The organism is Sphingobium herbicidovorans (assembly GCF_002080435.1).
Lineage (GTDB): Bacteria > Pseudomonadota > Alphaproteobacteria > Sphingomonadales > Sphingomonadaceae > Sphingobium > Sphingobium herbicidovorans.
The window spans coordinates 64732-77501 of the sequence record NZ_CP020538.1; the positions used below are offsets into that span (position 1 = coordinate 64732).

Sequence of the window (12770 nt, forward strand, 5' to 3'; positions counted from 1 at the left end):
TCTGCCGCTTAGCAAGGGTGATCCAGACTATCCGATCATTTCGATACGAAAGCTCAGGGCATCATATAGTTGTCCGTCGCTGCCCCGGTAGTAACCGGGTCGGCGATGCACATATTCAAACCCGATTTTTTCATAGAGTTTGATTGCTGTATTCGACGAACGGACTTCGAGGTTCATCGACCTTATGCCACGTCGTCGCGCCGTCTTGAGGCTATCGACCAACAGCACTTGCCCAATGCCTCTTCCACGCCATGATGGATGAACCGCCAACAGCAGCAATTCGCATTCGTCCAGCACCGACCGGACAAGCGCAAAGCCCATGGCCGCAGCGTCAACGCGCGCAATAGTCAGCCAGGTTCCCGGCATCATCATGACGCCTGCAAGCTGCGACAACGTCCACGCCTCGCCAAAGGCGGGATCGAATGCCTCCGTCATGACATCCATTGCGTCGGACAGCGCGTTGCGTTCGCCCTCATCATAGGTGTCGAGGATGATGCCGGGTATCATAGCGGCTTGCGCATCGACATCGGCTGCGCGTCCGCGTCGCGGCAATATATGGGGGAGGGGGGCAGCGGCGGCAGCCCCGCGATCAGCGGATAGTCCGCCGAGTTGGGATACAGGGCGATGGCGGCGCCATGTCCGCGCGCCGTCACCAGCGCTTCCGCGCCCGTGCCATAGAGAATGGGCTGATCAAGCTGCGCGGCCAGCACCGCGATGGGCGTGGACGCAGGCTGCGTGATGGGGGTCAGCCCGTCGGGTTCAAAGCATTGCCAGAACAGTTCGCCATGTCCCCCGGTGATGGTGACTGCGATCGGGCCGCCTGGATGGTCCTGCGCTGCCTTCGCCGCTATCAGGGATAGCGCGCCATAACCCCGTAAGGGGAGCGACCAGGCAAGCGCAAGCGCCCGCGCCGCAGCGATTCCGATCCGTACGCCGGTAAAGCTGCCCGGTCCCAGGTCCACCGCGATTCCGTCGGCGCGGCCGCCATCTGGCAGCGCGGCAATTGCGGGCATCAATGCTTCGGCATGACCCCGGCCCACTATTTCGTGAAAATGTCCTGCCGGGACGCCATCGTCGAGCAGCGCCACGGACAGCGCCTGCGTCGCGGTGTCGATGACGAGAATGCGCAAGAAAATCCCCTGTAGAACCGGCGTGACCGGATGACCTGCCGGAAGCGGTTAATCGATCCGGCCCGATTCGCCAAATGCCGCCGTCATCGCATCAAACGGCGCGAACTTCCGTCACTTCGGGGACATAATGTTTCAGCAGTTGCTCGATGCCGTTCTTCAGCGTCGCCGTGGATGACGGGCAGCCCGAACAGGCGCCCTGCATGCGCAGAAACACCGTGCCGCGTTCGAACCCGCGATAGACGATGTCGCCGCCGTCATTGGCGACGGCGGGCCGTACCCGCGTGTCGATCAACTCGCGGATCTGCGCGACGATCTCCGCGTCCTCCGGGTCGTCGGCGAACTCTTCCTCCTGCGGGATCATTATGTCGGAAGCCGACCCTTGGGTGAACAAGGGCATGTTGGCTGAAAAATGATCGAGCAGGATCGACAATATCTCCGGCTTAGCATCGCTCCACTGCGCGCCGGGGCCGATGGTGACCGAAATAAAGTCTCCGCCGAAAAATACGCCGGTGACGTCCCCCAGCCCGAACAGTGCGGCGGCAAGGGGTGATGCTTCAGCCTCTTCGGGCGTTGCGAAGTCGCGCGTTCCCATGCCCATGACCACGCGGCCGGGGATGAATTTGACGGTTGCCGGATTGGGCGTTGATTCTGTCTCGATCAGCATGGCTGCTATGTGGAGAGGACACTGCTTGAGATCAAGCTTTCCTGACGCGATGAACGGAACTTCGCCACTGGCCGTCCATTGACTCCATGTCTGTAAAAGCAGGAGACGCAGGATGAGCAACGAGTCCGATATCCGCCACCGCTTCTGGACCGAATTGTCGCAAAGCCCCTTCGTCATGATCGGCTTGCAGGGGTCGCATGAACATACGCTGCCCATGACGGCTCAGCTGGATCCGGGGGCCAATCATTGTTTCTGGTTCTATACTACCAAGGACAACCGACTGGCCGCGGGTGGCCCTGCCATGGCTCAGTTCGTTGGCAAGGGCCATTATCTGTTCGCCTGCATCGACGGGACGTTGGTGGAGGAAACCGATCCGGCGGTGATCGACCGCTATTGGTCCCATGAAGTCGCCGCCTGGTATCCTGGCGGGCGGCAGGACCCCAATCTGCTGATGCTGCGCTTCAACCTTGGCCACGCTGAAATCTGGCGTGCGGACATGTCGCTGGGCGGCGTATTCAAACAGATGTTCGGTGGCGACGTGCGCGATGAAATGCGCGCGAAGCATGTGGAAATATCGCTCTGATTGTCACGGGGGCCCCTAAATATACGGGCCCCCTTGCTTTTCTGCGTAAATGAACGCATAGGGCCCGCAGCGCAGCGGGCGGCCCTCATGGCCCATCAGCGATTGGCAGCGTGATCGTTCCGGCCCTTGATATGGGGTAACGGGGCCGGCCAATGAAAGTCTGCGCCAAGCTTTGAGGCTTCCCTTTTCACGCGGGTCGTTTCGTAACCCGCCTTGCGCCCGGTTGCGAAATGCAACCTATTGGCGCGTGTGCTTTTCAATTCGAGAGTTCATTCATGCATTTCACCGACCTTGGTCTCGCCGAGCCCATTCTAAAGGCGCTCGCCGCCAAGAATTACGCATCCCCCACCCCGATCCAGACACAGGCCATTCCTGTCCTCCTACAGGGCAAGGACCTGTGCGGCATCGCGCAGACCGGGACCGGCAAGACAGCCGCCTTCGCGCTGCCCAGCCTGGATCACTTCGCCCGCAATCCCAAGCAGACCCCGCTCCAGGGCTGCCGCATGCTCGTCCTGTCGCCGACCCGCGAGCTGGCGGCGCAGATCGCACAGAGCTTCCGCGACTATGGCCGCTTCATGAAGCTTTCCGTCGAAGTCGTCTTCGGCGGTGTTCCCATCAACCGCCAGATCCGGGCGCTGGGCCGCGGCGTCGATATCGTCGTCGCGACGCCGGGCCGTCTGCTCGACCTGATCGACCAGCGCGCCTTCACCATCAAGGATACGGAAATCTTCGTCCTCGACGAGGCCGACCAGATGATGGACATGGGCTTCATCCATCCGCTCAAGCGCATCGCGAAGCTGTTGCCCAGGGAACGGCAGAACCTTTTCTTTTCAGCCACGATGCCGGGCGAGATCGAATCGCTGGCTGCGCAGTTCCTCAATAATCCGGTGAAGGTCAGCGTCGCGCCGCAAGCCACCACGGCTGAACGCGTCCGCCAGCAGGCGACCTTCGTCAACCAGGTGGAAAAGCAGGCGCTCCTCACGCTCACCGTGAAGAATGAGCCGATCGATCGCGCCCTGATCTTCACCCGCACCAAGCATGGCGCCGATCGGGTCGTGCGTTTCCTGGAAGGCGCCGGCATCCAGTCCGTCGCGATCCATGGCAACAAGAGCCAGGCCCAGCGCACCACGGCGCTTCAGGCGTTCCGTCACGGCCATGTGAAGCTGCTGGTGGCGACCGACATCGCCGCGCGCGGCATCGACGTGTCGGGTGTCAGCCATGTCATCAATTTCGAGCTGCCCAATGTGCCCGAACAATATGTCCATCGCATCGGCCGTACTGCCCGCGCCGGGGCGGAGGGCGTCGCGATCAGCTTCGTGGCGGATGACGAGAAGCCATATCTGAAAGCTATCGAGCGGACCACGCGGATCAAGCTCGACATCGTGCCGCTGCCGGAGAATTTTGTGGAGGCAGTCCGCAACCTTCCGAAGGCAGCGCCGCAGCGCAAGGGCCGCGAACAGACGCCCGAGCAGAAGGCGAGACGGGCCGATGGTCAGCGTCGCTATCAGGACGATCAGCGGCAGCAGCGCGGCACTGCGGAACGGGCGCATCGTCCCGACGGAGACGCCAAGCCCGCCAAGAAGAACTTCCGGCGTGGTCGCGGCGGTGTCGGCGCGCATAAGGGCGCCGTGCAGAAGGTCGGCGGGCGCTAAGGATCGAGCAAGCCCGATAAAAGCAGATCGTCATGCCGAATCCTTTTCGGCATGACGATCGGCATGACATGGCCCGCGCTTCCGCCAAGCCGTCGCATTGTCAGTAGCCATTCAGAATTTTGGCTCTAGGCTAACGCGCCATGAGCTTTTCCCTTCGGCGCCCTGCCGTTTCGCTGACCGTCCTCGCACTGCTTCTTTCGGGATCGCCGCTCCCGCTGTCGGCGCGGACGGAGCCGATCACTACCAAATCAGCCGTCACCGCGAGCGATACGCGGGCGCAGGTTCGTCCCTGGCTTTACGAAAACAGCGATGTGCCGATCGACGCGGCATGGCGATTCGGTACGCTGTCCAACGGCTTGCGCTACGCGGTTCGCCGCAACGGCGTGCCGCCAGGGCAGGTTTCCATCCGTCTGCGCATGGATGTGGGCTCTCTGATGGAGCGGCCCGACGAGCTTGGCTACGCGCATTTCATGGAACATCTGACCTTTCGCGGGTCACGCCATGTTCCCGATGGCGAATCGAAGCGGATATGGCAGCGTCTGGGCGTGACGTTCGGCAGCGACAGCAATGCCCAGACCACGCCCACGGGCACCACCTATGCGCTCGACCTGCCGCAGGCGACGCAGGCGAGCCTTGGCGAGAGCATGAAGATCCTGGCCGGCATGATGGCCAATCCCAACATCGTCGATAGCGCGGTCGCCGCCGAGCGGGCCGTCGTGCTGGCCGAACGGCGCGAAGGCGACGGGCCGCAAATGCGCATTTCGGATGCGAGCCGCCGCCATTTCTTCGCCGGACAGCCGCTCGCGGACCATAGTCCCATTGGCACGGTCGCCACGCTCAATGCCGCCACCGCCGGGCGGATGGAGGCGTTCCATCAGCGCTGGTATCGTCCAGAGAATACGGTGATCTCCATTGCGGGCGACATCGACCCAGCTGTCGCCGAGCAGATCATAAAGGATAATTTTGCGTCCTGGTCGGTGGCGGGGAAGGGAGCGCCGCTGCCTGATTTCGGGGAACCGGACCCCGAAGCTGCCGCCACGCGCGTAACCGTGGAACCGGGCGCGCCCACTGGCCTGACCATGGCATGGCTGCGCCCGTGGAAGCCGCGCGCTGACACGATCGTCTATAATCAGGACAAGCTGACTGATATGCTGGCGCTGCAGATCATCAGCCGCCGGTTGGAACAGGCTGCACGCCGCGGCGGCAGCTTTCTCCAGGCTAGCGTCGATCAGCAGGATGTCAGCCGTTCAGCCGACGGTACTTTCGTTACCATCATGCCCACGGGGGACAATTGGGAAAAAGCGCTGGGCGACGTCCGCGCCATCATTGAAGACGCCAAGGCGAGCCCGCCCAGCCAGACCGAAATCGACCGCGAATATGCGCAGCTCGATACGGCGCTCGCGATTCAGGTCGAAAATGCGGATACCGAAGCGGGGGCCAAGCAGGCGAGCGATCTGGTGAGCGCGGTCGATATTCGCGAAACCACGGTTAGCCCTCAAGCGGCGCTGGAGATATTCCGTTCGGGCCGGCCGTCCATGACGCCGCAGAAGATGCTCGATTCCACCCGCCGCCTTTTTTCCGCAGGTGTGTTCCGCGCATTTCTGATCACGGGAAAGTCAGTGCCAGGCACCGAGGCGAGATTGGCCGCCGCAGTCGCTGCGCCGGTCAGGGCCGCCACCGATGCCCGGTTGGCTGACAAGGCGATCACGATGGCGGATCTGCCCAAACTTGGTCCTCCGGGCAAGGTTGTTTTACGCACCCAGACCGGGCTGCCTGGTATGGAAAGCATAACCTTTGCCAATGGTGTGAAGCTGACGCTGTTCGCCAACGATGCGGAAACGGAAAAGGTCCGCATTAACGTCCGCTTCGGGCATGGCCAGCAGGCATTTTCGCCTACCAAGCCCGCGCCTGGTTGGGCCGCCAACTATGCCTTGGTGGCGAGCGGTATCGGCGATCTGGGTCAGAGGGAACTGGATGATCTGACCAATGGCCGCCGCATGGGCATGGATTTTTCGATCGACGACGACGCCTTCGAACTGCAGGCGGTGACGCGGCCCGCCGACTACAGGGATCAGCTTCAGCTATTTGCCGCTAAGCTCGCCGCGCCCGGCTGGGATCCCGCGCCAATCGCCCGTGTGAAGACGGGCGCTGCCGTCGCTTATGACGCGATGGGGCGCTCACCGGACTCGGTGCTGGCGCGCGACCTAAACTGGTTGTTGCGTGACAAGGACGTCCGGTTCCGCACGCCCTCGCGGGCCGAGGTGGAGGCGCTGACACCCCAGGGGTTCCGTGCCACATGGGAACCTCTGCTCGCCTCAGGGCCGATTGAAGTGCAGGTATTTGGACAGGTGAAGGCGGAAGAAGCAATCCAGGCGGTTGCCGCGACCTTTGGGGCGATGCCTCCCCGCCCGGACGTTCCTGTCCCCCCAGCTAACAAGCGGATGCGCTTTCCGGCTCCCGTCGCCAGCCCCGTCATTCTTCGGCACAAGGGCGATAAGGAGCAGGCGGCGGCGGTGATGGCCTGGCCCACTGCTGGCGGCTTGGCGCTTACCCAGGAGGCGCGCCAGCTGGAGATATTGACGCAGATTTTCAATGATCGGCTGTTCGACAAGCTGCGATCGACAGAGGGCGCGGCCTACTCGCCGAGCGTGCAGAATAGTTGGCCGTTCTCATATGAGAATGGTGGCTATATCCTTGTTACAAGTCAGGTCCGGCCCGATCGCGTCAAATATTTCTACGGCGTGGTCAAAGACACCGCCGCCGACCTCGCCAACAATCCGGTGAGCGATGATGAACTGCAACGCGCCGTCGCTCCGATGCGTCAGCTCCTGATGCGCGCCAGTACGGGCAACGCCTTCTGGATGAACCAGATGGAAGGAGCGACGCAGGATCCTCGCTACGTGCAGGCGATGCAGACCATGGCCAAGGATATGCTGAACGTCACGCCTGCCCAGCTTCAAGCCCTGGCCGCCAAATATCTGGCGTCGGGCAAGAGTTGGTCGGCAGTAGTGCTGCCCGAGGGGGTAGCGGCACATTGAGGCGTCCTTCCCTGATTCTTGGGAAGGGCGCGCTAGGCGTGACATCGGCACGGGGCATGGCCTGTGCAGGCGGCGCGAGTTCGCGGGACGCTGCAATGGAAGCGGGCTCTCCGCGGACCCTATGCACATGCCGCACCTATATCTGAATTTGGCTACCCAATTCGACCACGCGGTTTGTCGGGATCTTGAAAAACTCCATCGCGCTCTCGGAACTCTTGTTCATCCAAGAGAATAGCCGTTCGCGCCACACCGCCATTCCCGGTTGGTCCGCCGAAATGACCAGCTTCTGCCGCCCCAGGAAAAAGCTGGCGGTCATCATGTCGAACGGTCCGCCGATGCAGTTCAGCGCTGCGAGGTCGCGTGGGATATTGACGTCTTCCATGAAGCCATAATGTAGTATCAGGCGGTAGAAGCCAAGCCCCGCGTCATGTGCCTCCAGTCGCTTGTCCGGATCGGCATAAGGCACTTCCTCAATCAGCACGGTCAGGATCAGCACCCGCTCGTGCAGTACCTGGTTGTGCTTTAGATTGTGGAGCAGTGCCGGGGGAATGCCCTCGGGCGAAGCCGACATGAAAACGGCTGTGTTGCGGACCCGGTGCGCGGACGCGGCGGCGGACTTGATGAATACCGGCAGCGGCATGCCGCCATCCTCCAACCGCATGCGCATCAGGCGGCGGCCCTTCGACCAGGTGGTCAGCACGGTGAACAACACGGCCGCCACCGCCAGAGGAAACCAGCCGCCATCGGGAATTTTGGTAATGTTGGAGGCAAAGTAAGTTCCATCTACCAGCATGAACAGGCCGATCGTTCCCGTTGCCAGCCAGCGGTTCCAGCGCCAGACCTTGAACACCAGGAAGCCAAGCATCAGCGTAGTGATCAACATCGTGCCGATCACCGATATGCCATAGGCCGATGCGAGACGGGTCGATTCTCCAAAGCCCAGCACAAGCACCAGTACCATGACCAGCAGGCCCCAGTTCACCGACGGGATGTAAATCTGCCCTGCGGCCTTCTCACTGGTGTGCAATGTCCGCAGGCGCGGCAGAAAACCTAACTGGATCGCCTGATGAGTCACTGAGAATGCGCCGGAGATCACCGCTTGGCTGGCGATAATCGTGGCGGCCGTGGCGATCAACACCAGCGGCAGCCGTGCCCATTCGGGCGCCATCAGGTAAAACGGGTTCTCGACCGCTTCAGGCGTACCGAGCAGCAACGCGCCCTGTCCCATATAATTGAGCATCAGGCATGGATAGGCGAGTGTCAGCCAACTCAGTCCAACCGCCTTGCGCCCGAAATGGCCCATATCGGCATAGAGCGTCTCGGCGCCTGTAACCGCTAGGAAAACCGACCCCATGGCCAGGAACGCCAGCCGGGTGTCGTAAAGAAAGAACTCGAACGCCCGATAGGGGTTGAGAATGCCAATGATTTCCGGGTGCGCGGCGATGTTGGCCACGCCTAGCGCCGCCAGGGTGGCGAGATAGACCAGCACGATCGGCCCGAACAACGCGCCCACCCGCGCCGTGCCGCGTGACTGAATCAGGAAAAGCGCCACAAGGATGACCACTGCAATTGGCAGCACCAGCGGCTGGAGACTCGCTTCGACCACGGTCAGTCCCTCGACCGCCGACAGGACCGAAATTGCCGGTGTCAGCATTGCATCTCCGTAGAACATGGAAGCCGCCAGTACGCCCAAGACTATTAGAGTCCCGCTCCATCGGCTCGCGCCGAGATGGCGTGACACTAACGCTAGCAGCGCAAACGGCCCTCCCTCGCCTCGATTGTCGGCACGCATCGCAACGAGCACATATTTCACGGTAACGATCAGCATCAGCGACCAGAAGATGAGGCTCAGCACACCGAAGATATGCAGTTGGTCCACCGCCAGCGGATGCGGACCGATAAAGCTTTCCTTGAGTGCGTATAACGGCGATGTGCCGATGTCGCCGAATACGACGCCCACGGCGCCGAGCATGAGCACGGGTAGCCTGTCCTTCGGGATGTGAGAGGGGGAAGCCGCCACGGCGGCAGGCGATGGATGAGGGTCTTTTGTCATGCTGTGGATTTGGGCTGAACCAGCATAAAGATTCCATGTGGATTTGGCGTGCGCCTCTCGACGCAAAGGCATGGCAGGCGCATCTGTATGCATATGAAAACCAGTGCGGCAGACCGGGACATCCGGCACAACGAGATGACCAGGCGCATTGCGGGCTATGCCGCTACGTTGCTGCTGATTGCGGGCGCAACGGTCGCGGGTTTGCTGATTGCGTCACGCTGGGGCAATGAGCCGGTGGCTCTGCTCTATATTCCACCGGTGCTGGTCGCTGCGCTCATCTGCGGGCTGTGGCCTGCGCTTGTAGCCGCCGCCATCTCGACTCTCACCTATAATTTCTACTTTACCGTACCCTACCGTACCTTCTTCATTAACAATCCGGCGGATGTGGTGACGGTTACCGCACTGTTCCTGGTCGCCGTAGTCACCAGCCGCCTTGCCGCCTCCCTTCGGGAACAGAGCCGGCGCGCCGACGCTCATGCCGCGCGCAACGCCACGATCGCGGGCCTTGCGCGCCGCCTGCTATCCCGCTCCGGCGAGGCAGCTGTCGCTGAGATCGCGGTCCGCGAGCTGGCTCGCCTGTTCAGAAGCCAAGCGGCACTCGTCATCGGACATGGTGAGCCGCAAATCATCGCGTCCGTCCCGACCAGCGTTGCGCTCCCGCCGAGCGACCTTGCCGCTGCGGCGTTGACGCTCGAAACTGGCGCGCCGTCGGGGCGCGGCGTTCGCCGGGTTGATCTCGCCGACTGGCAGTTCCATCCAATCAACTCGGAGCGCGCGGTCCTCGCCGCTGTGGGTCTAGCCCGCGAAGACGGCCTGCCGCCGGTTGCGGGGAACCAGCGCCAATTGCTAGGTAATCTGCTCGACCAGATCGCACTTGCGCTAGAGCGTGCCCGGTTGGAGGGCGAGGCGCGCGAGGTCGCCGCACTGCGCGAGCGCGACCGTTTGCGTTCAGCGCTGCTCACGTCGATCGGCGAAGACGTAAAGCCGCGCCTTAACGCCATCGCCGCCGCCGCGCGCACGCTGCGGCGGTCCGAAGGCGGCGACAAGTCGCTCGCAACGACCGTGGCTGCCGAGACTGCCCAACTCGGTCGTTACATAGATGCTCTGGTCGATCTTAGCCCCGGTGACGATCAGGAGCCCCTGAACATTGGCCCCCTTGCCATCGATCTTCACCGCCGCATCGTCCGGCGCGACGGTAAGGACGTGCACCTCACTCCCAAGGAATATGCGGTTCTCGCTGAACTCGCCAAACATTCGGGCCGCGTGCTCACTCACGCTCACCTCCTGCGTTCGGTCTGGGGGCCGGCTCAGCAGGACAATATCGACTATTTGCGCGTCGCAGTGCGAAACCTGCGCCAGAAGCTGGAACAAGACCCCGCCCGGCCCGCGTTGATCATCAACGAACCCGCCGTGGGTTACCGCCTCGCTCTTCAATGAGCGACGACGCGTTTACATGCTTTAAGGAATGTGGTGCACCCAAGAGGATTCGAACCTCTGGCCTTTGCCTTCGGAGGGCAACGCTCTATCCAGCTGAGCTATGGGTGCGTGTCGCTTGGTGCGAAGCGCCGCTTAGCAAAGCGCAACTGCTGACGCCAGCACCAAAATATCGACACGCCAATCTATTTGCTCTTTGCCATCGGTTGAAACTTGCCCAATCCGCAGCTCGCGCCGCGCATTAAGTTGGGCGAATTGTACAGCACCGTTACAATGTCTACCGAGCAAAGCTGAGCCAGGCTGGTCTGGTACATGAAGCGCCGTTCGAACCCCAAGCTGGGACAGCTGTTTGGCAATATGTTCCGATAAACCTTGTTGCCATTCAGGATGAAGTCGATGGTCCGATCATCACGAACATTGGTCTGGCGGATCGAGTTGATCTGAACGCAATCGACTGGCTTTCCGGAAGGGACAAGATTGTCGGTTCGCGGTTTCGCAGTGGCGGGCGCGACCAGCGACAAAAGCGTTAAGGCTAAGCCCAAGCGAAGGGCTGGATGAACAGGGACGGACATTGGCTTGCCTCTCCTCATTGTCGTCACGGAATACACGCCACCAAATGGGGCGTTCCGTATCCGCCAATAGCATGGCTCGCCTGAACCGCGCGATAATGGCGCGTCGTCAGCCGACGGCGGCGGTGGTGGCTTTAGAAGCGGGCGTTTTCGGCTTGTAACGGCACAGGTCGGCGACGATGCAGCGCCAGCATTCGGGTCGCCGCGCCTTGCACACATAGCGCCCGTGGAGGATCAGCCAATGATGGGCATCCCGGCGAAAGGGGCCGGGGACGCGCTTCTCCAACTTTTGTTCGACCGCAAGCGGCGTCTTGCCTGGAGCCAGGCCGGTTCGATTGCCGACGCGGAAGATATGTGTATCGACCGCGAATGTCTCGTGTCCAAATGCGGTGTTCATCACCACATTCGCGGTCTTTCGTCCCACGCCTGGCAGTGTCGTTAATATGTCGCGATCCTGCGGCACCTGACCTGCGTAGTCTCGCACCAAAATCCCTGAGAGCGCGATGACATTCTTTGCCTTGGCATTGAACAGGCCGATGGTCTTGATATGCGCCTTCAGGCCATCTTCGCCCAATTCCATCATCTGCGCGGGGGTTTCCACTTCGCGGAACAGCGCACGCGTCGCCTTGTTAACGCCGACGTCCGTCGCCTGGGCGGACAGCACGACCGCCACCAGCAACTGATAGTCGTTACCATATTCCAGTTCCGTGCGGGGGGCCGGATTCGCTTCGGCCAGACGGCTGAAGAAGTCGAAGACCTGGTCTTTTTTCATCGCCTGATCAGAGGCCCAGTACCGCTTTCATATCATATCGGCCGACTGGTTGGTTCAAGAGCCAGGAGGCTCCCTTCACTGCGCCACGGGCGAAGATGGCGCGGCTTTCGGCGCGGTGGCCGAGTTCGATCCGTTCCCCATCGGCGGCGAAGATGACCTGATGGTCGCCCGCCACCGATCCACCCCGCAGCGCGGCGAAGCCGATCACGCCCGGTTGCCTTGCGCCCGTGATGCCATCGCGGCCGCGGTCGCTTTGGGTGGCGAGGCTAATGTTTCTCCCGTGTGCGGCTGCCTCGCCCAATAATAGGGCAGTACCGGAGGGGGCATCAACTTTGTGCCGATGATGCATTTCGAGGATTTCGATGTCCCAGTCATCACCCAGCCGGGATGCCGCCTGCTCCACCAGCGCTGCCAGCAGGTTGACGCCCAGAGATGTATTGCCGGTCTGCAACACGGGGATCACGCTGGCGGCTGCGTCGATCAGGGCATGATGAGCCGGTTCAAGCCCGGTCGTACCGATCAGGATTGGCTTTTTCGCGGCAACGCATGCATCCAAATGGGCGGAGAGGGCGCTGGGCGCGGAAAAATCGATCAGCACGTCGCTCTGCGCGGCGAGCGCCAGCGGATCGGCGCTGATGGCCAAGCCGGGCAGAATGTCGCCGCTGCCTGCACGGTCCGTGCCGCCGCTGATGCTTAGCCCGGCTTCGGTCGCGACCTGAGCGATTGCGCGTCCCATGCGGCCCGCTGCCCCGAATAGTCCGATCTTCGTCATGATGTCGCTGGTCCCCAGATGCTTGGCCGTCGGATGCCAGAACGTTGCGTACTTGTCATCTGGAAGCTGCAGTTTGGGCGTGGTCGGATTGCGCTGGGAAAGG

General features: G+C 61.9%; 11 protein-coding genes and 1 tRNA gene. 4 read left to right on the top strand and 8 right to left on the bottom strand.

What is annotated here, in order from left to right:
- Positions 1 to 27 precede the first annotated feature (27 nt).
- The 3 genes from rimI to B6S01_RS00380 form a co-directional block, all read right to left on the bottom strand.
- Positions 28 to 507 carry a ribosomal protein S18-alanine N-acetyltransferase gene (gene rimI / locus B6S01_RS00370; RefSeq protein WP_037466646.1) on the bottom strand — a complete coding sequence of 160 codons (480 nt, stop codon included), beginning with the start codon at positions 505 to 507 and terminating at the stop codon, positions 28 to 30.
- Entirely contained in the window at positions 504 to 1130 is a 627-nt protein-coding gene (tsaB, locus tag B6S01_RS00375; protein ID WP_037466648.1) for a tRNA (adenosine(37)-N6)-threonylcarbamoyltransferase complex dimerization subunit type 1 TsaB, read from the bottom strand. Before tsaB ends, rimI begins: the two co-directional genes overlap by 4 nt.
- Before the next feature lie 91 nt (positions 1131 to 1221).
- Entirely contained in the window at positions 1222 to 1794 is a 573-nt protein-coding gene (locus B6S01_RS00380; protein ID WP_037466651.1) for a NifU family protein, read from the bottom strand.
- A 112-nt stretch (positions 1795 to 1906) separates the two neighbouring features.
- On the opposite strand from B6S01_RS00380, the gene B6S01_RS00385 reads away from it, so the two are divergent.
- The 3 genes from B6S01_RS00385 to B6S01_RS00395 all read left to right on the top strand — a co-directional run bounded on the left by B6S01_RS00385 (position 1907) and on the right by B6S01_RS00395 (position 7067).
- Entirely contained in the window at positions 1907 to 2377 is a 471-nt protein-coding gene (locus tag B6S01_RS00385) for a pyridoxamine 5'-phosphate oxidase family protein (protein WP_037466653.1), read from the top strand.
- Between the two features lie 275 nt (positions 2378 to 2652).
- Positions 2653 to 4029, top strand: coding sequence for a DEAD/DEAH box helicase (locus B6S01_RS00390; protein WP_037466655.1), 1377 nt, complete (start codon positions 2653 to 2655; stop codon positions 4027 to 4029).
- A 140-nt stretch (positions 4030 to 4169) separates the two neighbouring features.
- On the top strand, positions 4170 to 7067 hold the full coding sequence (locus B6S01_RS00395; protein ID WP_037466656.1) for a M16 family metallopeptidase: 2898 nt from the start codon (positions 4170 to 4172) through the stop codon (positions 7065 to 7067).
- 136 nt (positions 7068 to 7203) lie between these two features.
- Here B6S01_RS00395 and B6S01_RS00400 read toward each other — a convergent pair whose 3' ends face one another.
- Positions 7204 to 9120, bottom strand: coding sequence for a potassium transporter Kup (locus B6S01_RS00400; protein ID WP_094182623.1), 1917 nt, complete (start codon positions 9118 to 9120; stop codon positions 7204 to 7206).
- 93 nt (positions 9121 to 9213) lie between these two features.
- Between B6S01_RS00400 and B6S01_RS21975 the strand changes: the two genes are divergently transcribed.
- Positions 9214 to 10557: a DUF4118 domain-containing protein gene (locus tag B6S01_RS21975; protein WP_051908290.1), complete on the top strand. Its 1344-nt coding sequence runs from the start codon at positions 9214 to 9216 to the stop codon at positions 10555 to 10557.
- A 31-nt stretch (positions 10558 to 10588) separates the two neighbouring features.
- Here the strand turns inward: B6S01_RS21975 and B6S01_RS00410 are convergent.
- The 4 genes from B6S01_RS00410 to dapB all read right to left on the bottom strand — a co-directional run bounded on the left by B6S01_RS00410 (position 10589) and on the right by dapB (position 12667).
- Positions 10589 to 10665, bottom strand: a tRNA-Arg gene (locus B6S01_RS00410).
- Positions 10666 to 10739: 74 nt separating this feature from the next.
- Entirely contained in the window at positions 10740 to 11126 is a 387-nt protein-coding gene (locus B6S01_RS00415; protein ID WP_174525902.1) for a hypothetical protein, read from the bottom strand.
- Positions 11127 to 11232: 106 nt separating this feature from the next.
- Positions 11233 to 11895 (bottom strand): endonuclease III, encoded by a 663-nt coding sequence (nth, locus tag B6S01_RS00420; RefSeq protein ID WP_037466657.1) that lies wholly within the window; start codon positions 11893 to 11895, stop codon positions 11233 to 11235.
- Positions 11896 to 11902: 7 nt separating this feature from the next.
- Positions 11903 to 12667, bottom strand: a complete 765-nt coding sequence (gene dapB, locus B6S01_RS00425) for a 4-hydroxy-tetrahydrodipicolinate reductase (protein ID WP_037466658.1) — start codon at positions 12665 to 12667, stop codon at positions 11903 to 11905.
- Between the last annotated feature and the right edge of the window lie 103 nt (positions 12668 to 12770).